The organism is Paenibacillus sp. FSL R7-0216, assembly GCF_037969915.1.
GTDB classification, from domain to species: Bacteria; Bacillota; Bacilli; order Paenibacillales; family Paenibacillaceae; genus Fontibacillus; species Fontibacillus rhizolycopersici.
The window spans coordinates 1,922,619-1,946,250 of sequence record NZ_CP150222.1 but is presented as its reverse complement, the minus strand read 5'-3'; the positions used below and the strand labels follow the sequence as shown (position 1 = coordinate 1,946,250).

Sequence of the window (23,632 nt, the reverse complement as noted above, 5' to 3'; positions counted from 1 at the left end):
CCTTCCGTCTCAGAATTGGATTCCCCTCGATTGAATCCCCTTTGCCCCGTTTACCCCTTCATCGATCCCAACAATGCCCCTTTGGCAAAATGCTTCTGCAGATACGGATACACGAGCAAGATCGGCAGGGTTGCAACTACAATTACCGCCATCTTGATCGTCTGGTCCGGCGGCGGAACAGTCCCGTCCAGCTCGGCACTGTGGTCCAGTCCGCTCGCCAGCACGACGATTTGCCGCAGCAACACTTGGATCGGCCATTTCGCGCTGTCGTTAAGATACAAAATGGCCGACATGTACGTGTTCCAGTACGTTACCGCATAAAACAGCGAGATCGTAGCGATTGCAGGCATCGAGAGCGGCAAGACGATTTTGAACAGGATACCAAAATCATTGCAGCCATCAATGCGGGCGGACTCCTCCAAGCCCTCCGGAATGTTCTGGAAGAAGTTCTTGAGGATAATCATGTTAAACGCGCTGATCGAGGACGGAATAATCAGGGAGGCGAACGTATCGATCATCCCCAGTTCCTTGACGACCAGAAATGTGGGAATCAGCCCGCCGTTGAACAACATCGTGAAGACGACCAAGAAGTTGATCGTTCTCCGGCCATCGAGATCCTTGCGCGCCAGTCCGTAAGCCATCAGCGCCGTCAGCAACATGCTGAACACCGTGCCGATTAGCGTCACGCCAATCGAAACGCCCATCGCCTTAAAGATCGTATTGGTCGAGAAAATAAATCGATAAGCTTCCAGGCTCCACACTTTAGGAATCAGCACGAATTTATTGGCCGCGAGCTCGGCGTTCGTCGTAAACGAACCGGCCACGACATGAACGAAAGGCAACACCGTAATCAACGCAATGATGGCCAGCAGCGTAAAATTGAGGGCAGCGTAAATCCTGCCGCTGACAGATCGGTCCTCCACCATCAGTAAACGCCCTCCTCCCCGATTTTCTTGGATAGTTTATTCACCAGCATCACTAGAATCAGCCCGATAACGGATTTGAAGAAACCGATTGCCGTGCTGTAGCTATATTGGCCCTGCCTTAGCCCCGCGGTATACACATACGTATCGATGATCTCGGCGACTTGTCGGTTCATGGAGTTGAGCAGCAGATAGACATGCTCAAAGCCCAGATCCAGCACATGCCCGATTTTCAAAATAAACAGCGTAATAATAACGCCCCGGATCGACGGTAACGTAATATGCCACACCTGGCGCATCCGGCCGGCTCCATCCATCCGCGCCGCTTCATACAATCCCGGATCGATGGCCGCCATGCCTGCCAGATAAATGATCGTCCCCCAGCCGGCCTCCCTCCAAATGACCTGGAGGATGTACATAGGCCGAAACCACTCGGGATTCAACAGGAAATTGATTTTCTCAAGACCAAAGTACACCAGCAGCTCGTTGATGATCCCGCCGTCCATCGTCACCATCACGTAGGTAATCGATACGATGATGACCCAGGACATAAAGTGCGGCAAGTAGACGAACGTCTGGAACAACCTCTTAAAGAAGTGGCCCCTGAGCTCATTCAACATCAATGCCAGAATGATCGGTACCGGAAAGTAGATAAACAGGTTCAGCGCAAACAAGATCACCGTGTTTTTCAAAATGATCATGAAATCCGGCTCGGTAAACAGCCGTCTGAAATGCTCCAAACCGACCCATTCGCTGCCTCGGATGCCGTCATACGGCTTATAATCCTGAAAGGAAATGATCAACCCGTACATCGGGAAATATTTGAAGATGATGAAATACAGCACGCCGGGCAGTAGCATCAGGTACAGCCATTTATTTCTCCATAGTCGCTTTCGGAGAAGTCCGGTCTTCGTGCGTCTCCCGGGCGGAGTCTTCGGCGTGACGGAGGATGGAGCGGTCGCTTCACTCATACGTATCTTCCTCTCTCCAATGAGGTCCTTCAAAAAGTTCATCTTTCCATGACGAAGGAGTTCAAGACGTAGATTCGGCGTCGAATCTTGAATTCAGCCGGGCCCTCCGTTGCTCACGTACTCTAAAGTACGCTCCGCTACTCAGGCCCTAGCTTCATCCAACCTTCTTGATCCTGAAAACCTGACTTTTTGAATTTTAATTAATGGCCGCGTTATATTCCTCGATAATCTTCGAACCGCCCCGACTCTTCCATTGCTCAACCGCTTTCTCGAAGCCGGCCTTGTCGATCTGGCCGTAGATATATTGATAGGTGGCGTCCGTAATCAATTGCTGCAGTTCTACGCCTTTATCCGTAAAGGTTTGCGAATCCAGCGCCGCAGTCGGATCCGGAACGCCTACCTTCACGTTTTCCTTGATCAGCTCTTCAGCATGAATTCGGCCCGGCAGCGTATTATAGCTCTCATACATGCCATTCGTTTCGGCTTCACCGATGACGCTGTCCTTGAACGGCTTCACTTCGCGTTCGATCAATTCCTTATCGTCCGCAACCTTGGCTTTGCCTTCCACTACGGTATAATGTGTGCCTTCAATGCCCCAGTACATCAAATTAGCCACTTCCGGCGTCATCATCTTGTCGAAGAACGCAAGGATCTTCTTGAGCTCCGCTTCATCCTTGACCGCCGATTTCGGGAACAGAATGATATTGTTGTACCCCGGAATCATCCATTGAGCGAATCCACCGTCTGGTCCGGCAACCATGCTGTGCGTATCGAGTACGGCATCCGGCACGTTCTTAATCAAATCCTTATTCAGCGAATCGATATCCTGCATGGACCCGCCGATGTAGAGACCAGCCTTCCCGCTTGTAAACATATTGACGGCATCGGTTTTGCTTGTCGCCGCAAAGTCTTGGTTCATGTAGCCGTTATCCCGCAGCTTCTTGAAGAAGTCCATCGTATCGATGTACTGCGGGAACATAAATTCCGGCTGAAGCTGACCGTCCTGCTCGCCCCAGTTATTAGGCGTGCCGAACCAGGCGGATACTGTCTTGAATGCGCCGTAAACCAGTTCGTTTCGGTCGGCGAGGCCGGTCGTATCTTTTTGGCCATTGCCGTCCGGGTCTTTCTCCGTGAAGGCCTTGGCCATTTCAAACAAGTCATCGACATTGGCCGGTGCGGAAAACCCCAGCTTATCCGCCCAATCCTTGCGGTAAATAATCCCTTGACGCGCCAGCGGTCTGCCGATATAGAGGGAGTACAGCTTCCCCTCCACCTTCGTATTGTTAAGGATTTCCGGTTTCAATTTGTTAAGGTTCGGGAATTCGGTCAAGTAAGGGCCAATTTCCCAAAACTGCCCGTCCTTGATCGCTTCTTTCATTTGAATGAACGTGGTCTGGTTTTTGAGGTAGGTCACTTGGGGTAAGGAGCCTGTGGCAAACGAGGTGTTCAGCTTTTCTTCATACGTGTCCGCCGGAAAAAACTGATAGGTCAGCTTCGTGTTCGTCAGCTTCTCCAGCTCGGTTTTGATCGTATCGGGGGGTGTTTCCGACGTATTTAGCGGTAACATAATCGTGATTTCTGTCGGTTTCTCCGCCTCTACAGGCGCGTTCCCGCCGTTGTCCGTGGTGGACGCAGCAGGTTCTGTTGCCGCCGGGCTGCCGCTCTCCCTATTGTTAGCGCTTCCACAACCAGCCAGCACAACGCTAAGTGATAACAGTACAGTCAGGATGAGGATGAATGATTGTTTCTTCATACCTTTGGACCTCCCATGGTTTGGATTGCTTACCCTTCCACGGTAACCTTCCAAAGGCATAACGGAAACAATCATTTCCTCATAACGGCTACGCCAAGCGGCGGACCTGAACAAATGATTATGGGTGTGATAACGCATCCTCGAACTCGCGGATGACCGCTTGGCCGCCGCTTTGCTTCCACCGTACTATCTCTTGCCGAAAACCTTCGGCATCGATGCGCCCCAGGATGTAATGGTACGTGGCATCGCTAATGATCGTTGACAGCTCTGCGCTCTTCTCGTCGTACGTCGGCGAGCTGAGCCGGACCGTTGGATCGTCAACCAGGAACGCTTCGTTGTCTTTACTGAGCTGTTCGGCGATTTGAGTCAAATGCTCTTTTTGCGCGACATCCATCAGATTGGGGTTGCCGATATCCGCAATCATCAGCGAATAGAGCGGGTTTACCTCATTCACTCGCAACTGCGAGGTCTCCTCCGGCAAGATGACCTTCCCGTTTTCTATCTTGTAGTGCCTTCCTTCCAAGCCGTACATCATCAAATTGGCGACATCCTTATCCATCGTCCGGTCGAAAAAGCCCAGCGCGACCTTTAGATCCTGCTCCGTTGGGATCATTTTCTTGGAAAACAAATAAAGTCCGTTGAAATTAGGAATCGACCATACCTTGTAACCGTACGGACCATTAATCCGGTTGACCAGGGTGAAATCAGCGTTTGGGTTCATCGCCCGCGCCTCAATGGAGAGGCGTTGTACATCGGTCATGCTTCCGATCAATACGCCCGCCTCACCGCGAATGAACCGGTCGCGCTGCACTTCTTTGCTCGTGAGCGGGAAATCCAGATTGATCAGCTTCTCGTCGTACAGCTTTTTCACATAATTCATCGTATCCATATATTCGTCCGTCATAAATTCCGGAATGACCCGGCCGTCCTCGACTTTCCAATTGTTTGGCGTGCCGAAATAGGAGCTTAACGTCTTGAAGATGCCGTAAACCAGATCGTTCCGGTCCACGATACCTAGTGTATCCTGCTTCCCGTTGCCGTCCGGATCACCGTATGTAAATTGTCTCAACACCTCATAGAGCTCTTCAAGCGTCTGAGGTTCTTCTAAGCCGAGACGGTCCAGCCAATCCTTGCGCAAAATGAGGCCTTGCCGCGAGGACGGACGCTCGGTGTACAATCCGTAGATCTTTCCGTCAACCGCAGCCTGATCCAAAATTTCCGGATCCAGCTTGCTTAAGTTCGGAAACTCTGCCAGGTAAGGTCCGATTTCCCAGAAAACATCCGAGCGGATGGCGTTCTTGACCAGATGGTAATCGGAAAATTTCACGAAGCTGACCTTAGCTAAGGAGTTGGTCGTCAGCCCAGTCATCATTTTGTCGGTATAGACGCCCTCAGGCACCCACCTGAGATCCAGCCGAACCTCGGTCTTCTCCTCGATCTCCGCCACAATCTCCTTGGATGGCGGCTGCGGAAAATGCAGCGGCGCTAATATGGATAAAAAAGGCCGGTCCACGCTTGTCGCCTTGAGCTTCGTTTCCCGGTTCATACAACCGCCAAGCAAGCAAACGACGATCAGGAGAAGGATAAGCACGGAGAAGCCGCGCTTCCCGCTTTTTGTACTGAACATTCGTTATTGCCCCCCACATCGAAGAATAATACAAAATGATTATTGCCACACGAGATGATTATTGCTATTATTTGACAGACGCTTTACACTTGAACATAACGACTTCTCATCGATAAGGTCAGGTGCTGATTTTGGTGAAACCCTTAAGCTTCTTAAGCAAACTGATGATTTTTACGATCGCCGTGAGTACACTGCCCGTCCTGTTCATCGGTTCCTTTTCGTATTTGACCTCAACCCGTGAGATCCAAAAAAATGTCAACCAAAGCAAAATGGAGCTGATCTCTCAAATCAACTCCAATGTAGAGCGTAAATTAACGACTGTCAACCAAACCTTAAATCAAGTGGTCAACTCGACCGTACTGAAAAAGGCTCTTCAAAACCCGTTAAGTGAAAGCGATTTCAAACTATACAACGATCTGCGAAACGAAATCCGGAACATGCAGTCCTTCGATACGAAACTGGAAGATGTCGTATTGATCAACCTGCAGCAGGACTGGATGGTAAAGAATTCGGGCTTGTACCGGATGAGTGAGTATAAGGACCGCGAAGGGCTCGAACGGTTGATGAACACGCCTGACGATACCTCCTGGATTTTAACCCCGTCCTCCTGGTTTTACAGCGAGGAGAACGCCAATTCCGCGCCGTGCAGCTACAGCATCAGCCTGATCAAGAAGCTGCCGGTCGCTGGTTTGCACAAGTACGGATTGGCGCTGGCGAACATTCCGGCTTGCAGCCTGCAGGATGTCGTGGCGACCGACAGCGAGCGTCCAGACAGCGTAATCATCGTGAACGAACGCCAGCAAATCCTGATGCACCCGGATCCATCGCTCATCGGCCGGCAGTTGAAGGAATCCGGATGGGGAGATACGTCCCTGATCGCAGACGAAGCGCAGCCTGCCGGACAATTTCAGACATTCATCGGCAAGCAGGAATATTCCGCCACCTATTTGCGTTCGCAGTTGAACGGATGGGTATATCTCTCGGTGACCTCCATCGGCAGCCTTACCCGGGAGGCGGGGAAAATCGGGCTTTATACCTTCTATGTTTGCCTGTTGATGCTGATGTTGTCGATTGGTTTGGCCTGGTTCGGTTCGCGTCGAATGTATTCGCCGATCGAGCGTCTTCTGCATCTGATCGGCCGGCGGAAGACCGATATCCGACGGCGTCATGCCAATGAATTTGAGTTAATCGGCGAAGAATATCACCGTCTCTTTCAGTCCAAATCTCAGCTTGAAACAGAGGTACACCAACATATTAGACAGGTGCGTACCTTTTCTTTGATCGAAGCGTATCAAGGGCATTACACCAAACGCCAATTGCTCGAGAAACTTGAACAATACGGCTACAATGAGCAAATCGATGCCTGGCAAACGATGGCGGTGTTCACGTTGGCCCTTGATTTTACGGATGATTCGGCTTACGGAAAAAAGGACCTCAACCTGCTCCTGTTCGCCGCGCAAAATATCATTGAAGAGTTGCTTGATCCCCAAAGCCGGTTCGCTCCGGTGATCATGGATCAAACGATTGTGACGTTGATTGGAAGTCCAGACGGGGAGCCCGATTCGTTTCACCAAACCGTGTATGCCTGGACCGAGAAGCTGCAACATGAAATCCATCAGTGCCTGAAGCTGCAAGCCAGCATTGGCTTAAGCTTGCCTTTCCAGGCGATCCATAAGCTGTCCATCGCCTACCGCGAAGGGATTGAGGCGCTGAAATACCGGATTAAGCTAGGCACCGGGGTCATTATTCAATACGAGAACATCAACTCCGGAAAGCATGTGCTGAACGTAAATTACCCGACCCATAAAGAAAATGACTTATTGGACGCGATTAAGCTGGCGGAGGTGGAGAAAGCGAAAGAACTCACCGGACGGCTATTTCATTCCTTATTCGGTCAAGAGCTCTCGCCGCAAGAATATCAAATCCCCTTAACCCGCCTGCTGAATAATCTACTGGTGACGATGCAGGAAGCGGGAATTGCGTTGCATCAAATCCAGCCTACGGGCGGTTCATTGTTTGAAGAGATGCTGGGGTTACATACCAAAGCCGAAATCGAAGATTGGTACTGGACGACGGTCATCCACCCGATGATCCGTATCTTCAACAACCGGCAAAATGCCCAGTACCAGAACATCTCGGAGAAAATCATCGATTTGATCCAACACGAATACGACGCCGATCTGACCTTAGAGGCCTGTGCCGCCCGCCTTCATTACAATGCGAATTATATCAGCAGCATCTTCCGGAAAGAAACGGGGTACTCGTTCAGCGAATACCTCACGATGTACCGGTTCAAGATGGCTAAACTTTGGCTGCGCGAAACGGAAATGCCCGTCAAGGAAATCGCGGCCAAGCTCCGCTACAACAACTCGCAGAATTTCATCCGCTCCTTCCGCAAAGTGGAGGGAATGACGCCGGGGCAGTTCAGGGAGACCGCCGCAACACATTTGCCGGGTAAGGTTCGGGAAACGATCTAGGTCTCTGACAACGCTTCTTGCGCTACTCGAACACAAAACGCCGCGACTAGTCCTGCTAGGCGGCGTTTTTCATGATTATCCCGTATGCTCAGGTGATAGATTCTCTGCCCCTGGTTTGGTATATTTATTCGAAATCTTGCAGCACCACTTTACCCACCGAACGTCCCGTTTCCAGCATCGCATGGGCTTTTCGCAGATTAGCCGCATCAATCGGAGTTAGCTTTTCAGCCACCGTCGTGCGGATAATCCCCCGGTCCACCAAGCCTGCCAGCTCGTTCAGAAGCTTATGCTGCTCGATCATATCAGCCGTTCCGAACATCGGACGGGTAAACATCAGCTCCCATACGAAAGTGACGCTTTTGTCTTTCAGCATTGTCAGATCAAGTCGTTCGTCCGTCTCAACAATCGAGCAGATTTTCCCCTGCGGCGCAATCGCGTCCGCCATGTTCTTCCAGTGCTTCTCGGTACTGTTCAGGCAGAAGATATAATCTACATTCGCAAAGCCAAGTGCCTTCAACTGAGGAACGAATTCTTCGTAATGGTTGAGGATATGATCGGCGCCAAGTTCCTTTGCCCATGCTGCCGATTCCGGACGGGAGGCGGTGCCGATCACCGTAAGCCCCGCATATTTGGCCAATTGGGTCGCGATCGAGCCAACGCCGCCAGCGGCCCCGATGATCAGAATCGTTTTCCCGGAGTTAGCGTCTTCGACGGAAGAAAGGCCCAGACGGTGGAACAATCCTTCCCAAGCGGTGATCGAAGTCAAGGGCAACGCTGCTGCCTGCGCAAAGTCCAGCGTGCTCGGCTTCAGGCCGACGATCCGCTCGTCAACGAGATGGAATTCACTATTTCCGCCCGGCCGCGTGATGCTCCCGGCATAATACACTTCATCTCCTGGTTTAAAAAGCGTGCAATCCGGTCCCGTCTGCTCAACAACGCCGGCCACGTCCCAACCGAGCACTCTTGGCTTGCTTTCCGTCCGGTTCTTTGGCCCCCGTACCTTCACATCTACCGGATTGACGGAGATCGCATGAACCCGGACTAGCAAGTCTTGGCCAGTTGGCGTAGGCTTCTCGATCTCCACATCCAATAGGCTATCAGGATCATTGATGGGTAAATACTTGGTTAAACCGACTGCTTTCATCTTGTTTCCAGACATTCGATTTCCTCCTTTGGAATTCGTGGATCTTATGTCCGTAAGTATATCGTTATGGAAACCTATCCGTAAGTACGCACATTCGTGTTATATAGTATCCTTTTTTATACTTATAAAGGTTACTTTAAAGGAATAGAAATATACTCGCTGTATTCCGATCTCACCTGTTCGGGGTCCTTATCTTTCGATTCGATATAAAACTGCATGATCTCAAAAGCAGCTTCGAGCTGTCCCCGGTTCTCTTCCGAAGTGAACATACGTACACCCGGAGGCAGCAGTTCCGCACAGCCACTCGTACAAAAGGCGGTCAACTCCAGATCCAGCCCTCGGGAAACGTGAGCCACAAACGCACCAACGAATTCATTCAGTACCACCCCGCAACCGCCTTGATGCCTCGCCAAAAAATCCGGCAAGCGGTCCGCATTGTCTGCCGTCAGCACGAAGACCGATTCCTCGTTGAGCTGAGCCGCGTCAACAATGGCCTTCACCGTACCCTTGTTAGCAAGCGTATCCAACACAAGAAAGTGCCGTCCACCTCGATCGGCCGTTTGCTCTCTCCATAACTCGAACGCTTGTCGATAATCTATCACGACCTTGTGAAACAAAGGATCATCGATATGGCTATCCAGCAGCACGATCGGTACCCCGATGCTGAAGTGGATCGAGATATCCCGGAACGTTTCCTTCTTCACGCCGGCCAACAGCACCCCGTCTACTTCCCGTTGACGGATGATTTCCGGAGTTGGCTTCTCAGCGTCCATCCCCAGGACGAGCAGGTGATAGCCTGCCTGTTTGCAGAGCTCGTCCATTCGTTCGGCCAGCATGCCGTAATAGAGCTTCTTCCATAACCCGTCTTGCTCGCTGCGGCTGAAGAGCAAGGCCACCATACCGGACTTACCGCGGACAAGCGAACGTGCCGTTAGACTTGGGATATAATTCAGCTTGTCAGCGGCTTCGAGCACCCGGCAACGCGTCTCGTCCGTGATCTTCTGATTGTCCACCTTATTCAGAATATAGCTGACCGTCGCCACCGATACCTTCGCTTCACGGGCGATGTCTTTCATCGTCGTTTTTTTCACAGGAAGTCCTCCCACTCCTCCACGATGAACTGAAGGCGAACCGGCGTCGAGGTATTAAACCGTCTATTCGTATCTCTTCGTTCATGAAAACCAAAGCCCCTTGATACTTTCACAACAAATGCCATATCTCTTGGCAGCAAAAAACATCCCTGATAAAAGCCGTCCCGAACTTTCGGAATTTCGAATCCTGCATGGATTCGAGCGTCTGTCGGAGTTGTCGGCGGAACGGTCACGCTGATTTCAACCCGCACGTCATCTGGCAATTCCGGGACGATCTCGAAGCTCGTCGATCCGGTAAGGTCACGATAACGTACCGCCACCTTGGCCTTCCCTTCGATTCGCGGAGTGACCCTGCCGTTAGAGTCAACCGTTAAAACCTCCGGACGATCCACCGTATAGTCGGCTGCCAGCAAATTCATTTGGAAGCCGGTGTCGTAAGTCACCTTCGGATTCAACTGCCCTTGGAGGCCCTGCAGCCCGATTGTCCCTGTAGCAGCCAATTGCAGGTTATGAGGACGTCCAATCTCGCCGAACAGATACAACAACGGGCAATGCAACCGCCCCGCCCAATCCGCCTGGGAATGGCCGGCCGTCTCATCGAGCAAGAACATCAGATCTTCCCCTGGCTTAAAGCCGACCTCAATCAGTTCGTCGACGAATGCCCGTACATGTCGGGGCATGATTAGCCCTTCCGCTCCGCCGACATCGACCCAAACCCGCAGCTCCGCCGGCTTAACCGGGAAGGAGTGATATAGTTTTTGCTCACGAAGCGGTTCCTGTTTGTTCGTATCGCCTCCTTGTTCATTCACCACCGTATGCACCAGGAATGGCGACATGATCGCCACCTGACCAAAGACATCCGGTCTGCGAAACGCAATATGATACGAGACAATTCCGCCCGCGGACGAACCGATTAATGCGGTATGCTCCCGATCCTTCAAAGTGCGAAATCTGCCGTCGATCATCGGTTTCAATTCCTCAATGAGAAACCGTTCGTACAGCTCACCCTTGCAGGATGCGTGGAACGCTTCGCTTACGCTCGGATGCTCGTGAAAATATTCGGATGCCCGTTGATCCGAAATCGAGGAGACGGCTACGATAATCACTTCTCTCATTTGGCCTTTCCTGCTTAGCCGATCTGCCGTCAGATGCATCTCCCACGAGCCTCCCATCCCATCCGATGCAAACATATGCTGTCCGTCCTGTGCATAAAGCACCGGATACCGGCGATTCATTGCTTCTTCATAAGAAGGAGGCAAATAGACGTAAATATCCCGTTTGTTGTTCAACAGCTTGGAGTAAACGTTGGAAAGTGTGATGATTTCGGCGCTCATTCGATAACCATCCTCCTATGGGTTAATACCACTTAATCGTTTAAGTTAAGTTGATATTAGTTCAGCCTTCAACTTTTGTCAACGAGATCCGCTACGTACAAAAAACAAAAAAGCTCCTCATTCGCCGTAGGCGAATCAAGAGCTTTCTATGGATAAATCGATGCGGTCGAGAGGACTCGAACCTCCACGGGGGGTTAGCCCACACGGACCTGAACCGTGCGCGTCTGCCAATTCCGCCACGACCGCAAAATGGTTATCGTGCAAAAATCATATTTTGCAGCGACAAGATAGATCATACCATGCGCTGCATAGAGAAGTCAATGTAAAACTTTCAAGATACACCCTTGATTAAAAACACGAGCCTGGGGTATGATAAGAACATAAGTTCGCATAAAGAGGTGTTGACCTATGGCCGTTCCCGGCATTAAGGAAGAGGAACTATCCCTCATTAAGAGCGCGTTACTGCTTGGTTTTTTGCAAAAAGTGTTTCAACGCGATGCCCGAATTCTCGAACAAAGCGGGCTGCTGAAGAGCCCCGAAGCTTACGTCGACCTCATCCGCGGCGGCGAACGTCGCGTTGCGCTTGTTCTATCGGAAATACACGGTAAATTCCGCGAGCGGAACATCGAAATCGAGCGGATCCACCAGGATGAGAACGGGATTCAGGCCGAATACCGCTGCAGAGGGTACCACGGGAAGATGCGGATACTGTGGGCTGGCCTACAGAGGGAGGTGTCCTCCCGGATGCGCGCATATTTGACTGGCAGTACCCCCGCGCCTAGCTCCCCCCGGGAGCGAACAGACAAAAGGAACCTCAAGGCGATCCGCTTCCTTAAGGTTCCCTTCTCCGGAGAAATCTATTGAACTGGCGGGACGCTCAACGCTTCCTGCACCCGAGTGACGCCTTGGGATAACGCATTCCCGGCCAAGGCAGCCGAAGCGACGGCGACCGTCTCGAGAATCTCCGCATCGGTCGCCCCCTTGGACTTCGCCTCCTCGGCATGGTAGAACGTGCAAATTTCGTTGTTCGTCGAAAGCGCGACCCCAAGGGCAATCAACTGCTTCGTCTTGGCATCCAGTGTACCACTCGAGAGGCTTTCGCCGGTAAACGTATGGTACGCTTCGGTTACCTTCGGCAGGGCTTCCCCGAATCGGTTAATTTCGTCCTTGTAAGCTCGTATTTTCTCGCTGACCTGCGACATGCGAAACATCCTTTCCTAGCTATTGTACCCGCACCTATACGATGTCCCGCCCGGTCAAAAATATGCTTAATCCACCGGCGAAATCCGTGGCTCCTTCGCAGGCTGGTAAATGTAATTACGATCGAGCTTGACCACGTTGCGGTTCGGTTTGCGGATCAACACCTGCGTGTCGTCCCAAGCCACTACAATCCCCCGCACGTCGTTCTCCGGAATACCGTCGCGTACGACGCGAACCTTTTCTCCGGACAGCCGGTATTGGTCCAATGTTTCGTCTGAAATCATACGAATACGTCCACCTCCTGGATTTCATTATACAATAGTTGGGGGTTAGGTCCATTATGAGCCTGCTCCGTGCAAAAAAAGCCCCGCCGGCGAACCAGCGGGACTTTGTGATGACTTTTGGATGCCTAAAGCAACCGGTGCGGTACCGGATCTAGGTCTGGCCGCATACGGAAACCGTACAGTTCCCTCTTATCGAGAAGCATGTTCTCGGCTGTCATTCGTTTCGAACCAGAAATCAAGCACTTTCGCCGACATGACTCTCTGTTCCAAATACCCTACCTGTTGCGGACTGAACTCTTCCTTCCAGGGCACATCAAGCTCTTGGCACAGCCCGGCTATCGTCAACAATTGCGACCATGCTACATAGCGTTTGTACCAGAAAAACTGAGGATGTTCAAGCATATAGGGATAAAGGTCATCAAACTCGGTATGTTTGCAATCCAGGGCACGTTCAAAAGTAACCTTCGCTTCGGACAATTTCGAAAGAAAAAACTCCGCGTCTACTGCCAATTCTTTCCCCATTCTTTAAGCCTCCTCTCCCTAGTAATCCTCATTATAGCGAAAAAAAGGGGGCCTGCAAAGGATTAACCGAAATTTGGCTGGTTTTTCTTCATTCGTTTGTCCTAGTCAACGAATGTAATCCGGCCGCCTTCCAGAGATGCGATACGCGCCAGTGTTTCAAGCCGAATGCCTTGCTCGCGAATCGCTTGAGCGCCGGGTTGAAAGCATTTCTCGATGACGATTCCCGCTCCCACCAGTTCCGCGCCGGATCGGGCGATGATTCGGATCAATCCCCGAGCGGCGTCACCATTGGCGATAATATCGTCGATAAACAGCACTCGATCCTTCTCCCCAAGGAAATCACGCGATACCAGAATATCCGTGACGATGCCTTTCGTAAACGAGGGCACCCGCTCGCAAAGCATGTCCGGCTCGGCAAGCAACGTCTTCTTCCGCCGCGCGAACACGAGCGGCACACCCAGCTCATAAGCGGTGGCGAACGCCACGGCGATCCCCGACGACTCGACGGTGATGACGCGGGTAACCCCTTGATCGCCAAACCGTTTGGCGAATTCCTTGCCCATCTGCATCGTCAGCTGCGGATCGACCTGATGGTTAAGCAATCCGTCAAGCTTCAGCACTTGGTCTGAGACGATAACCCCTTGCTCTACGATCTTTTGTTTTAATAACTCCATGTGATTTCCTCCACAGATCAAGATCAATATTTCCGTTCAATAGTCTGTTTCAAGTGTTCCTGAGGTTTGGGTAAACATGCGGCGGAGCGGAGCGTAACGGAACGTAACGCCCTTATTTGCACATTTCCCGGATATTTCCCGCTGTAACGGAACACAGAGACCTTATTAGGCCATTTTAACGGTCAACGAGCAAGAAATCCCCCAAATAGGATCTCCTCGTTCCGTTAGCATGTGAATCCGCCTATTCTCCGGTCAATAACGTCTCTGGGTTCCGTTAGGTTGACGAACTCCATGATTCCACTTCGTGATCGAAAGACGACTTTTGGGACGACCGGTTCAATAAAGGTCCAAAAAGGCGGTTTTCGAGCATCGAGAAGGTTGGATGAAGCCAGGGACTGAGTAGCGGAGCGTAGGCAGACCTACGTGAGCAACGGAAGGCCCGGCTGAATTCAAGATTCGACGTCGAGTTAACTCCATGATTCCACTTCGTGATCGAAAGACGACTTTTTGGACGACCGGTTCAATAAAGGTCCAAAAAGGTGGCTTTCGAGCATCGAGAAGGTTGGATGAAGCTAGGGACCGAGTAGCAGAGCGTAGGCAGACCTACGTGAGCAACGGAAGGCCCGGCTGAATTCATGATTCGACGCCGAGTTAGCTCCATGATTCCACTTCGTGATCGAAAGACGACTTTTTGGACGACCGGTTCAATAAAGGTCCAAAAAGGCGGTTTTCGAGCATCGAGAAGGTTGGATGAAGCTAGGGACCGAGTAGCAGAGCGTAGGCAGACCTACGTGAGCAACGGAAGGCCCGGCTGAATTCAAGATTCGACGCCGAGTTAGCTCCATGATTCCACTTCGTGATCGAAAGACGACTTTTGGGACGACCGGTTCAATAGAGGTCCAAAAAGGTGGCTTTCGAGCATCGAGAAGGTTGGATGAAGCCAGGGACTGAGTAGCGGAGCGTAGGCAGACCTACGTGAGCAACGGAAGGCCCGGCTGAATTCAAGATTCGACGTCGAGTTAGCTCCATGATTCCACTTCGTGATCGAATGACGACTTTTTGGACGACCTCATTATTAGGTTTAAGTCATGTCCCGTTGTTGGACAACATACCCTGTACTATATATAGCACAAGAACCGGGGGGAAAACCATGAAAAATGCCGTAAAAGTTCTGCAGATCGCTTTTACCTATATCGGCACCGTCGTTGGCGCCGGTTTTGCGACGGGACAGGAAATTCTCCAGTTTTTCACCCGGTACGGCAAATGGGGCGTCTTGACGATCCTATTGTCGACAGTGCTGTTCGTATGGCTCGGAACTAAAATGATGCTGCTCGCCCGCGACATCAAAGCCGCTTCCTACGAGGACCTGAACCGCCGTCTCTTCGGCGAAAGGATTGGCCGGGCGTTGAGTTTATTCACTTTGATCGTGTTGATCGGCGTTAACAGCGTGATGCTCGCGGGTGCCGGCTCCGTCTTTATGGAGCATTTGGGGCTTCATTATCAGACAGGCCTATGGATCACCCTGATTTTCACCTATTTACTGTTGGGACGAGGGATAAACGGGGTGCTGCAGCTGAACTCCATCGTTGTGCCGATGATGTTAATCCTGTCACTTGCGATCATATCAAATACCGCCGGTACCCCGGGAGCAACCCGTTTTCTGACGATGGAGACCGACTCCGCGCTGATCGCCGCCTGGACGGCGCCGTTGATGTATGCCGCGTTCAACCTGTCGATGGCCCAAGCAGTGCTCGTGCCCATCGGCAGCCACACCGAAAGCCGTCGCGTCATTGTTCTGGGCGGCGTTCTCGGCGGTCTGGGGGTTGGTTTTATGTTAATGGCCGGTCATTTTGCTTTGTCGGCCTACATGCCGGGGATCGTACAGTATGAAATCCCGATGGGCAGCATCGCTCAGCAGCTCGGGACAACCATCCAGCTGATCTATGTCCTGCTTATTTTCATGGAAATCTTCAGTACCTTCGTCGCCGATGTTTATGGCGTGACCCTCCAGCTGCAGCAGCGGATCAAGGTGCCCCCCATGCTGATTTCGGTCACGATTTTGTTTATCTGTTATATCACCAGCCAGTTCGGCTTTAGTTCCCTACTGTCCGTGCTGTATCCTGTGTTTGGCTTGTTCAGTTTGTTATGGGCGCTGATGCTGGGCTTATATCGGCAAAAAGAAACCCCCAGAGGCTAAGCCCCGAGGGTCTTCTGGCAACCGCGGCTCCCTGTGTGTATCTCCTACATCCGCACGATGTTCGCAGCCGGTAGCAGCGTTTGAACTCGCCGGACAACATGCTCGTGGCAAGTCATCATCATAATCTGCTGGCGATCGGCAACCTTACGCAGTACCGACAAGGCCCCTTCAAGGCGGCCTTCGTCAAAGTTAACGAACAGATCGTCCAGCAATAATGGCAGCGAGCCTTGCCCCGACACGGCTTCGGACAAGGCCAGCCGCATCGCCAGGTACAGTTGTTCCGCCGTTCCCCGGCTGAGGAGCGTGCTCTCGAGCGGCCCAAGTTCCGTATGCTCGGCCATCAGCTCCTGGGTGCCCATTTTCATGACGATGCGCCGGTAAGTGCCGCCGGTCATTTCCGCAAAGTACCCCGAAGCCGCCTGAAGCACCGCTGGCTGTCGCTCTTCTTCATATACCCGGCGCGCACGGCCGATCAGCTCATGGCAAACGGCCATGACCGCATACTGATCGAGACGGTCGCTAAGGGCTGCCCGCTGTTCCTCCAACTGCTGTACGAGATCGTCCCGCCGGCAGCGGGCTGCTAAATTTTCCTGCTCCTGCAGCAGACGTCCTCGCTTCTCCTGCAGTTGCCCCAGCAACACTTCCGCTTGCTGCAAATCCTGCTCCGACATCTCCAACTGCTGCCGGAGCTCTAATTCCTCCATCGTTTGCAAAAGCCGCTCCAGCTCGGCTTGCTTGGCTTCGTCAAGTCCAGCGAACAACATCAATTCCAATTGACGCAGATCGCGTTCCAAAGCATCTCGCCGTTCCCGAGCCGCGTCCAGGCGCAGCAGTTCCTCGCCGTCTCCAGCGCCGGCTTCGGCGAGCAGAGCTTGCTCCGATTCAAGCACCTGGTACAAACGATCGTCCAAGCGCTGCCCCTCTTCCTCCAGCGGTTGCAGCTTGGCGGATAGCTGGTCCAGTCGGCTTTTCTCTTCGATGGCGCCGTTCAGCCGGGCCAATGCTTCCCGCAGAACCGTAACTGCCTGATCAGGTTTCCCTTCGCTTCCATAAGCCAAGCATTCCTGCTCAAACTGCTCGTTTTCCTGCCGCAAGGCCGCCATCTTGGCCGTCAGTCCATCGAACCGGGTTAACCCGTCCCGCCCTTGCTCCGCCAAGCGGAACACGTCCGACGCTGCCTCCGGGGATAGATCAGCGGACAATCTCCGCTCGACCAACCAGGCCTCCCACTCTCTCGCCAGCTCGTCAAAGTCCGCTTCGCGCCGGGACAACTCGCGCTGGGTAGCCGCAAGCTCGTCCTGGACTGCGGATGCCTGTTGGAGGGCGACGTCCGCCTGGCCCTCCAACGCGGCGTGGCGCTGATCCCACAGCAGCCACGCCTCCATCAGCCGGCGCAGCTGCCGCTCCTCTTCGTCCCAGTCCATCGGACCGGACGAAGGGGCGGCCCCGCTGCGCGACCGGGAAGCGGCCGCGGCGCTTTGCGGATGGCGGACGAGCCGGGACAGCAGCGCGCTAAGGCGCGCTTCCGGGCCGGCGTCGTCTCCGGCGCCGAGCGCGGCCGAACCGCGGCGCAGCCGCCGCTCGCCGGCAGGCGGCGCGCTGCGGAAGGCGGCCAGCGCCAGGGCGGCGTCCAGGCCGAGCAGCGCGGCTGCCGCGGCCACGGCGCCCCACGGCGCCTCCGCCGTGAGCCACAGAATGACGGGCAACGCCATCGTCAGCACGCCGCTCCCGGCGAGCAGCTTGCGGTACAGCGCCCGCATCTGTTCTGCGGCCAGCGCCCTGGCGTCCGCCGCTCGTTGCTCGGATGCCTGCCGGCCCGCGCCCTCCCGCCAGCGGTCCATCTCGCCGCGCAGCTCGCTCCAGAGCGCGCGGATTTCGTCCGGCTGCTGCGGGACGAGCATGGCGAACTGCCGCCGCCCCTCCGCGGCGCTGGCCTCAACCCGGGCGACCGCCGCCGCGCCGGTCTTCTCCGCGGTTGCCGCAGCTCGTTCCAGCTTGGAGCGCTCGCTCCGCAGCAGCTCCATCTCCTTGTCGTACGCGGCAAACCGCGCCGCAAACCGGCGAACGCTCTCCCGTTCGCCCACCGTTCCGGCAAAAGCGCGCAGTTCCTCCGCGCCCCATGCCGGATTAATGCTGCGCAGGCACTCGGCCAGCCGCCGCTCGAGCTGGAGCGCTTCCGCCGCCAGCTCCGCAAGCTCGCCCTGCCGGGCCTCGTAGCCCGGCAGGCGGCCGGCCAGCTGCCGCAGCGCCGGCTCCTGCGCCAGCACCGCCGCATCCGGGCGGTGCCGCGCCAGCTCCGCCTGCAGCGCCTCCCGCCGCCGGGCCCATTCGCCGCGCTCCAGCGCCAGGCGCTCACGCTCCGCTTGCAGCGCCTGCCAGCGCGCCGCCCCCTGCGCGGGGAAGCGGGCGACCGGCGGCAGCGCCGCCAGCTCCGCGCGGATGGCCTCGCGCTTCAACCAATCGGCCCGGCTGGCCGCCGCCTTCTGCAGGCGGGCGGTTTCCCGGCCCCTCGCCGTGCGGGCTGCTTCGGCTTCCGCCAGCTGCGCCGCCAGCCGCTCCAGCTCCTCCAGCACGTCGTTGTACCGCGGTAGCAACGCTTTAGCGGCCTCGGCCTCGCGCTCCAATCGCTCTACCGTTTGAAGGAGCTGGGCGATTTCCTGCGTCCGTCCGCGCGGCCGATAGAGTTTGTCCATGTCCTGGACTAGTCTTTTCTCCCCGCGCAGCACCGCAGCCCCACCGCCGATACCCGCGTGAAATAGGTATCGGCTGAGCTCCTCCGACTGCAAAGCTCCCACTTCCTGCAGCTCGGTCAACGACACGGCAAACAGCTGCTTGAACATCGCTTTCGACATGCCTCCGAGCAGTTCTCGCTGCATCTCCTCCTGCGTCGCTTCCCGCACTTCCCCGTTCGCATCGCTGCGCGTGATCCGCAGCCGATCCCCGCGTGTACCGGGTAAATTCCGACCCTCCGGCGGCTGCGCGTAACGCTCGATCAGCCAACGGGCCCCGTCATCGCCAAGGACCGTCAACGCCCCGCCATGCGCTCCGCCCCGAAGCGGCTCATAACGCTCGGCGGCCAATGCCCGAGAAGGAATGCCAAACAACAACGCTCGAACGAAACCGAGCAGCGTGCTTTTTCCCGCCTCGTTGGGACCGTACAACACCGTCACTTGACCGGGAAGCTCTACGTCCAGTCCGTTCAGGCGACCAAAGCCGCTGACCTGCATGCGTTCCAGCTTCATGAAGCCCCTCTCCCTTCTCGCGGAAACGGCGTATCCTCGTTCAGCAGGGCAGCCGCCAGTTCTTCAGCCCGTCGCAGCAGGTCCTGCTTGGCCTCCGGATCCTGCTCCTGCAGCAGCCGCCGCAGTTGACGATTGTCCGAGAGCGGTGCCAGCGCAGCACGAACTAGTTCATCCACATATTCGGGTTCCGCCGACGTTCGCTCACCCAGTCGAAATAGCTCGCCGAGGAAGCTGTCCTCCGCCATTAGGCCCTCGCGATCCAGCTCCACCCCGGTCTCGAGCTTGAAGCCTGCCGGCCAAACGATCCCTTCCCCTGGCATCAAGCCTCCCGCATCCGCCGCAGCGAAGCCGGCTTCCTCGAGCCGTCCGCTTTCCTTGCGCCGCAATTCTTGCAGCAGCTCGGCTGCTTCCGGCCCGGACTGCAGCAGCGTATGCAGCGGTCCCCGTCCGGTGAACGTGAGACGAGCCACCGTGATTCGTCCAGGCTCGGCTTCCCGCAGCTCGTCCAGCCATTCTTCTACGCTTCCCTTCCAAGCTTCTTCGGTGGTCAACCCGTCAATCGAAAGTCGGCTTTCCATCCATAGCACTTGATCAAGTCTCCGAAACGTTAACCGAGCTTCCCCGTTCTCCGCCACATCTACAAGATAACAGCCCTTCGGGCCGGTCTCCTTGAGGCTGCGACCTTGGATGTTGCCAGGGTACACCACCCACGGCGACTCGCAAAGAATCTGCCGCTTATGGATATGACCCAGCGCCCAATAGTCGTAACCCGAGGCCTCTAGATCGCGGAGCGAACACGGCGCGTAAGCGTCATGCCCCTCTTGACCGTCCACGTTTCCATGCAGCAGCCCGATGTGATAGAGCACCGAACCCGGCTCGCGCCGATACTGCAACGCCAGGTTATCATGTACTGCCGGAGTCGGATAAGAAGTCCCGGTCAGCACCGCTACCGGCTCCCCATCGTGCCGCCTTACTGCGGTGACGCTTTCCGCGCGGGGACCAAACTCATAAACATGCCCAGGCAGCGCCAATCTTAGCCGTCTACCAGATAAGGGATCATGGTTCCCCCGAATCATATAGACCGGGATGCCATGCTCCCCCAGCTTGTCCCAGCCTTCGCGCAAGCGTAGCTGCGCACGCAGTGAGGAGTCCGAAGCATCATAGATATCCCCGCTGATCACGACAAAGTCGACGGCTTCCTCAATCGCAAGCCGGACCAACCGGTCAAAGGCGGCGAAAGTGGATTCCCTCAATAACCCGCGCAGCCGATCCGGCACGCCGGACATCCCCGAAAAGGGGGTATCCAGATGCAAATCGGCCGCGTGAAGAAAACGAAAGGCTTTCATTCGTGCAACAACTCTTTCCTTATTTGAATTGCAAGTACAGCTTCTTCAATTCATGTACAACCCGGTTTAACGAGTATTGGGCTTTGGCTTTCTCCGACCCGCTGCGGGCCAGCTGATAGCGGTAATCCGGATCCATGATGACCTTCTCCAACGCTACGGCCAAAGCTTTCGAATCTTCAGGCGGGACCAGGAGACCGTTCACGCCGTCCTCGATTTGCTCGGCAATCCCGCCGATCTCCGTCCCGACGAGCGCTAGGCTGCAGAGCGCCGCTTCGGCGAACACCGAACCGAAGGCTTCCGCCCGCGACGGCAGCACAAAAATATCAAAGAATGGCATGAATTCCTCCGGATGCAGCGTGTACCCGTAAAATATCGTCTCATCATAAATGCCCAGACGCTGCGCCAGTTGCTCCAGCTCTTGGCGGATCGGACCGTCGCCGATGATATGCAGCACATAGTTATGTCCGCGTCTTTTCAACTCCGCGCAGGCCTGCAGCAACGTATCCAACCCTTTGGCAGGCACGAGGCGGCAGACGGTGACCAACTGGGCGACTTCATTATCATGGGGGATCGGCTTAAACCGTTTCTCGTCAAACCCGTTTGGAATAATGCCGATGGCTGCGGCATCGTCCACATAAGGCGTCAAGTAATCGGCAAAAGATTGCGAAACGGTATACATCCGGTCGGCGCGATGCTCCAGCTCGCGGTACAGCGAAGTAAGAAACCGGTGCTCCGGCCCGTTCTCCCGGATGCGACCGTTCAAGATGAGTTCTTTTTCATAACTAGAGTGAATGCTTTGGATGACCGGGGTTTGCGGAAACACTTCCTTCATCGCTAGTCCCGCGATCGGATGATGGGCATGGATCACATCGTAAGGCTGCTTCAACCGAAGCTTCGTCCACCACAAGTAGTCGCGATAGGTTTGAACGTATTTTTGCACGATCGGGCTCTCCCCGTACTGCTGCCAATCAAAGGTATGAAAAATAACGGGATCGCTCCCCTTCGAACGGATCCGTTTCGGCAGAGAAAATAATTCCATCTCCCAATGGGGAGGATTAAACCGGTCTTGCAGGTACGGAATCATCGACGATACGCCCCCGGGTTGTTCCGGCGGGAAAAATAAAGCCTGCAGCAGTTTCATTGAGGTTCTCCTTTGCATGTCGTTTACGATTGTGCGATAAAACCCGCTTCTTTTTCCATTATGCCATAGGCAAGAAGGAACATCCATTCCCCTTTTGAGAATAAAAAGCGATATGATAAACTGCTGAAGTGACGGATAATCCGTTTATTCGGAAGGAGCAGCAATCATGACCATTCCATCCCTGCCGGCCGCTTATCAGGAAGCGGTGACGGCCATGCTCGGCCCGGCCGAAGCGGAGGCCTTTCTCGCAAGCTATGCCGCCCCTCGCGCCTACGGACTGAGACTGAATACACTGAAAATGAACTCGTCTTCTACGGCAGCAAACAAGCTCGCGGAGCTATTTGATTTGCGTCCGGTGCCTTGGTGCGGGACGGGCTATTATTACGAAGAGTCGACCCGGCCGGGCAAACATCCCTACCATGCCGCTGGACTCTATTATATTCAAGAGCCGTCCGCGATGTCCGCCGTGGAGCTGCTGGATCCGCAGCCCGGTCAAACGGTGCTGGATCTGGCCGCCGCCCCCGGGGGAAAAACGACCCAAATCGCTGCAAAAATGGCCGGACAAGGCCTGCTGATCAGCAATGAGATCCATCCGCAGCGGGCGCGAATCCTGGCAGAGAACGTCGAGCGCCTCGGCATCCGGAACGCCGTCGTAACACAGGCAGCGCCGCCGGCACTGTCGGCCCGCTTTCCGCTCGCCTTCGATCGCATTATGCTGGACGCTCCTTGCTCGGGCGAGGGCATGTTCCGCAAGGATCCCGAGGCGATTCGCGAATGGTCGCCGGATTCGGTGGAGTTATGCGCCGCACGGCAGTGGGACATCCTGCAGGACGCCGTGGCGATGCTGAAACCCGGTGGCCGCCTTGCCTACTCTACCTGTACGTTTAATCGCCGAGAGAACGAGGATACCATCGCTCGCCTGCTGGCGGCGTATCCTTTCCTGCGTCTGATCGCCGAGAAACGAATCTGGCCGCACCGTGAGCAGGGCGAAGGCCATTACGTCGCCCTGATTGAGCGGGATAATGCGGAAAAGGACGGCACGATGGACCCCGGCAGTGCCGGACGCGCAGACACCGGACGCAACAATGTGCGCGATCGTGGACGTGCCGCCCGTGGGGGTCGCTCCGGCCCAGCGGAACGTAGCGCCGCTGCTGCCTTAGAAGGCTTCCGCGCTTGGGCGGCGGACGAGCTCCCGGCTTTCTCACTTCCCGTCGGAGGCACCCCGCTTCTGTTCGGCGAGGCGCTATACCTCCTGCCGGCTAGCGACGGCTTGGCGCTAACGGCGGAACACCTGACCGGCCTGAAGGTCCCACGCGCCGGGCTGCACCTCGGCGATGTCCGCAAAGGCCGGTTCGAGCCCGCTCATGCGCTAGCTGTGGCGCTTAACGCCGCCGAAGCCGCCCCGCGAGTATGGACGCTCGGCGAGGATTCTCCCCTCGCCGCTGCCTTCCTGCGCGGCGAGACGCTGGAGGTGCCAGCAACGTTACGCGGCTGGCACCTCGTGACCCTCGCCTGCGGCGAGGGCCAATACCCGCTGGGCTGGGGCAAAGCCAGCGGCGGACAGTTAAAGAACCACCTGCCCAAAGGCCTTCGGCATTAGGCACCCCGCCCAATCTATCCAATGTGGACATTAGTCCAGACCGCGCCCTCCCAGGCAGCATACAATACACTATCTCGTGATCAACGGGAAACCTATCCTGATGTAA

18 protein-coding genes and 1 tRNA gene are annotated in these 23,632 nt (G+C 55.0%); 4 read left to right on the top strand and 15 right to left on the bottom strand.

Annotated elements, in window-relative coordinates:
- Positions 1–50: 50 nt before the first annotated feature.
- From MKZ15_RS08635 to MKZ15_RS08620, 4 genes are all read right to left on the bottom strand, one after another.
- Positions 51–926, bottom strand: coding sequence for a carbohydrate ABC transporter permease (locus tag MKZ15_RS08635; RefSeq protein WP_155605081.1), 876 nt, complete (start codon positions 924–926; stop codon positions 51–53).
- Positions 926–1,894 (bottom strand): sugar ABC transporter permease, encoded by a 969-nt coding sequence (locus MKZ15_RS08630; protein WP_339821226.1) that lies wholly within the window; start codon positions 1,892–1,894, stop codon positions 926–928. The genes MKZ15_RS08635 and MKZ15_RS08630 overlap by 1 nt, the downstream gene beginning before the upstream one ends.
- A gap of 196 nt (positions 1,895–2,090) precedes the next feature.
- The gene (locus tag MKZ15_RS08625; protein WP_339821224.1) at positions 2,091–3,647 is read right to left on the bottom strand and encodes an extracellular solute-binding protein; all 1,557 of its coding nucleotides are present in this window, start codon (positions 3,645–3,647) and stop codon (positions 2,091–2,093) included.
- Between the two features lie 118 nt (positions 3,648–3,765).
- Positions 3,766–5,274 (bottom strand): extracellular solute-binding protein, encoded by a 1,509-nt coding sequence (locus tag MKZ15_RS08620; protein ID WP_339821222.1) that lies wholly within the window; start codon positions 5,272–5,274, stop codon positions 3,766–3,768.
- Positions 5,275–5,408: 134 nt separating this feature from the next.
- On the opposite strand from MKZ15_RS08620, the gene MKZ15_RS08615 reads away from it, so the two are divergent.
- On the top strand, positions 5,409–7,751 hold the full coding sequence (locus MKZ15_RS08615; protein WP_339821220.1) for a helix-turn-helix domain-containing protein: 2,343 nt from the start codon (positions 5,409–5,411) through the stop codon (positions 7,749–7,751).
- Positions 7,752–7,875: 124 nt separating this feature from the next.
- On the opposite strand, the gene MKZ15_RS08610 is transcribed toward MKZ15_RS08615, so the two are convergent.
- The 4 genes from MKZ15_RS08610 to MKZ15_RS08595 form a co-directional block, all read right to left on the bottom strand.
- The gene (locus MKZ15_RS08610; RefSeq protein ID WP_193415019.1) at positions 7,876–8,910 is read right to left on the bottom strand and encodes a zinc-binding alcohol dehydrogenase family protein; all 1,035 of its coding nucleotides are present in this window, start codon (positions 8,908–8,910) and stop codon (positions 7,876–7,878) included.
- Positions 8,911–9,026: 116 nt separating this feature from the next.
- Positions 9,027–9,986 carry a LacI family DNA-binding transcriptional regulator gene (locus tag MKZ15_RS08605; RefSeq protein ID WP_213621883.1) on the bottom strand — a complete coding sequence of 320 codons (960 nt, stop codon included), beginning with the start codon at positions 9,984–9,986 and terminating at the stop codon, positions 9,027–9,029.
- Positions 9,983–11,320, bottom strand: a complete 1,338-nt coding sequence (locus tag MKZ15_RS08600; RefSeq protein ID WP_339821217.1) for an alpha/beta hydrolase-fold protein — start codon at positions 11,318–11,320, stop codon at positions 9,983–9,985. Before MKZ15_RS08600 ends, MKZ15_RS08605 begins: the two co-directional genes overlap by 4 nt.
- Positions 11,321–11,481: 161 nt before the next feature.
- A tRNA-Leu gene (locus tag MKZ15_RS08595) sits at positions 11,482–11,566 on the bottom strand.
- Between the two features lie 162 nt (positions 11,567–11,728).
- Here MKZ15_RS08595 and MKZ15_RS08590 point away from each other — a divergent pair.
- Positions 11,729–12,184 carry a hypothetical protein gene (locus MKZ15_RS08590; protein WP_339821215.1) on the top strand — a complete coding sequence of 152 codons (456 nt, stop codon included), beginning with the start codon at positions 11,729–11,731 and terminating at the stop codon, positions 12,182–12,184.
- Here the strand turns inward: MKZ15_RS08590 and MKZ15_RS08585 are convergent.
- The 4 genes from MKZ15_RS08585 to xpt all read right to left on the bottom strand — a co-directional run bounded on the left by MKZ15_RS08585 (position 12,178) and on the right by xpt (position 14,000).
- Positions 12,178–12,522: a carboxymuconolactone decarboxylase family protein gene (locus tag MKZ15_RS08585; protein WP_155605073.1), complete on the bottom strand. Its 345-nt coding sequence runs from the start codon at positions 12,520–12,522 to the stop codon at positions 12,178–12,180. The two genes, MKZ15_RS08590 and MKZ15_RS08585, sit on opposite strands and share 7 nt — an antisense overlap.
- A 66-nt stretch (positions 12,523–12,588) precedes the next feature.
- A complete protein-coding gene (locus MKZ15_RS08580) occupies positions 12,589–12,804 on the bottom strand; it encodes a hypothetical protein (protein WP_339821213.1) in 216 nt (71 codons plus the stop codon).
- 189 nt (positions 12,805–12,993) lie between these two features.
- Positions 12,994–13,326 (bottom strand): hypothetical protein, encoded by a 333-nt coding sequence (locus tag MKZ15_RS08575; protein WP_155605071.1) that lies wholly within the window; start codon positions 13,324–13,326, stop codon positions 12,994–12,996.
- 101 nt (positions 13,327–13,427) lie between these two features.
- The gene (gene xpt, locus MKZ15_RS08570; protein WP_155605070.1) at positions 13,428–14,000 is read right to left on the bottom strand and encodes a xanthine phosphoribosyltransferase; all 573 of its coding nucleotides are present in this window, start codon (positions 13,998–14,000) and stop codon (positions 13,428–13,430) included.
- A gap of 1,150 nt (positions 14,001–15,150) precedes the next feature.
- On the opposite strand from xpt, the gene MKZ15_RS08565 reads away from it, so the two are divergent.
- Complete coding sequence (locus MKZ15_RS08565; RefSeq protein WP_339821211.1) at positions 15,151–16,197, top strand: hypothetical protein; 1,047 nt, start codon at positions 15,151–15,153, stop codon at positions 16,195–16,197.
- Positions 16,198–16,241: 44 nt separating this feature from the next.
- Here MKZ15_RS08565 and MKZ15_RS08560 read toward each other — a convergent pair whose 3' ends face one another.
- The 3 genes from MKZ15_RS08560 to MKZ15_RS08550 are packed head-to-tail and all read right to left on the bottom strand — an operon-like array spanning position 16,242 to position 21,926.
- Positions 16,242–19,439, bottom strand: a complete 3,198-nt coding sequence (locus MKZ15_RS08560; RefSeq protein WP_339821210.1) for an AAA family ATPase — start codon at positions 19,437–19,439, stop codon at positions 16,242–16,244.
- Positions 19,436–20,785: a DNA repair exonuclease gene (locus MKZ15_RS08555; protein WP_213621888.1), complete on the bottom strand. Its 1,350-nt coding sequence runs from the start codon at positions 20,783–20,785 to the stop codon at positions 19,436–19,438. The genes MKZ15_RS08560 and MKZ15_RS08555 overlap by 4 nt, the downstream gene beginning before the upstream one ends.
- Before the next feature lie 19 nt (positions 20,786–20,804).
- Positions 20,805–21,926: a glycosyltransferase family 4 protein gene (locus MKZ15_RS08550; RefSeq protein WP_155605066.1), complete on the bottom strand. Its 1,122-nt coding sequence runs from the start codon at positions 21,924–21,926 to the stop codon at positions 20,805–20,807.
- A 166-nt stretch (positions 21,927–22,092) separates the two neighbouring features.
- On the opposite strand from MKZ15_RS08550, the gene MKZ15_RS08545 reads away from it, so the two are divergent.
- Positions 22,093–23,526, top strand: a complete 1,434-nt coding sequence (locus MKZ15_RS08545) for an RsmB/NOP family class I SAM-dependent RNA methyltransferase (protein WP_339821208.1) — start codon at positions 22,093–22,095, stop codon at positions 23,524–23,526.
- The last annotated feature ends 106 nt before the right edge of the window (positions 23,527–23,632 follow it).

What these genes read in the sequence shown, in the direction of transcription:
- MKZ15_RS08635 (WP_155605081.1), bottom strand. Translation starts at nt 926, where the DNA reads ATGGTGGAGGACCGATCTGTCAGCGGCAGGATTTACGCTGCCCTCAAT.
- MKZ15_RS08630 (WP_339821226.1), bottom strand. Translation starts at nt 1,894, where the DNA reads ATGAGTGAAGCGACCGCTCCATCCTCCGTCACGCCGAAGACTCCGCCC.
- MKZ15_RS08625 (WP_339821224.1), bottom strand. Translation starts at nt 3,647, where the DNA reads ATGAAGAAACAATCATTCATCCTCATCCTGACTGTACTGTTATCACTT.
- MKZ15_RS08620 (WP_339821222.1), bottom strand. Translation starts at nt 5,274, where the DNA reads ATGTTCAGTACAAAAAGCGGGAAGCGCGGCTTCTCCGTGCTTATCCTT.
- MKZ15_RS08610 (WP_193415019.1), bottom strand. Translation starts at nt 8,910, where the DNA reads ATGTCTGGAAACAAGATGAAAGCAGTCGGTTTAACCAAGTATTTACCC.
- MKZ15_RS08600 (WP_339821217.1), bottom strand. Translation starts at nt 11,320, where the DNA reads ATGAGCGCCGAAATCATCACACTTTCCAACGTTTACTCCAAGCTGTTG.
- MKZ15_RS08590 (WP_339821215.1), top strand. Translation starts at nt 11,729, where the DNA reads ATGGCCGTTCCCGGCATTAAGGAAGAGGAACTATCCCTCATTAAGAGC.
- MKZ15_RS08585 (WP_155605073.1), bottom strand. Translation starts at nt 12,522, where the DNA reads ATGTCGCAGGTCAGCGAGAAAATACGAGCTTACAAGGACGAAATTAAC.
- MKZ15_RS08580 (WP_339821213.1), bottom strand. Translation starts at nt 12,804, where the DNA reads ATGATTTCAGACGAAACATTGGACCAATACCGGCTGTCCGGAGAAAAG.
- MKZ15_RS08575 (WP_155605071.1), bottom strand. Translation starts at nt 13,326, where the DNA reads ATGGGGAAAGAATTGGCAGTAGACGCGGAGTTTTTTCTTTCGAAATTG.
- xpt (WP_155605070.1), bottom strand. Translation starts at nt 14,000, where the DNA reads ATGGAGTTATTAAAACAAAAGATCGTAGAGCAAGGGGTTATCGTCTCA.
- MKZ15_RS08565 (WP_339821211.1), top strand. Translation starts at nt 15,151, where the DNA reads ATGAAAAATGCCGTAAAAGTTCTGCAGATCGCTTTTACCTATATCGGC.
- MKZ15_RS08560 (WP_339821210.1), bottom strand. Translation starts at nt 19,439, where the DNA reads ATGAAGCTGGAACGCATGCAGGTCAGCGGCTTTGGTCGCCTGAACGGA.
- MKZ15_RS08555 (WP_213621888.1), bottom strand. Translation starts at nt 20,785, where the DNA reads ATGAAAGCCTTTCGTTTTCTTCACGCGGCCGATTTGCATCTGGATACC.
- MKZ15_RS08550 (WP_155605066.1), bottom strand. Translation starts at nt 21,926, where the DNA reads ATGAAACTGCTGCAGGCTTTATTTTTCCCGCCGGAACAACCCGGGGGC.
- MKZ15_RS08545 (WP_339821208.1), top strand. Translation starts at nt 22,093, where the DNA reads ATGACCATTCCATCCCTGCCGGCCGCTTATCAGGAAGCGGTGACGGCC.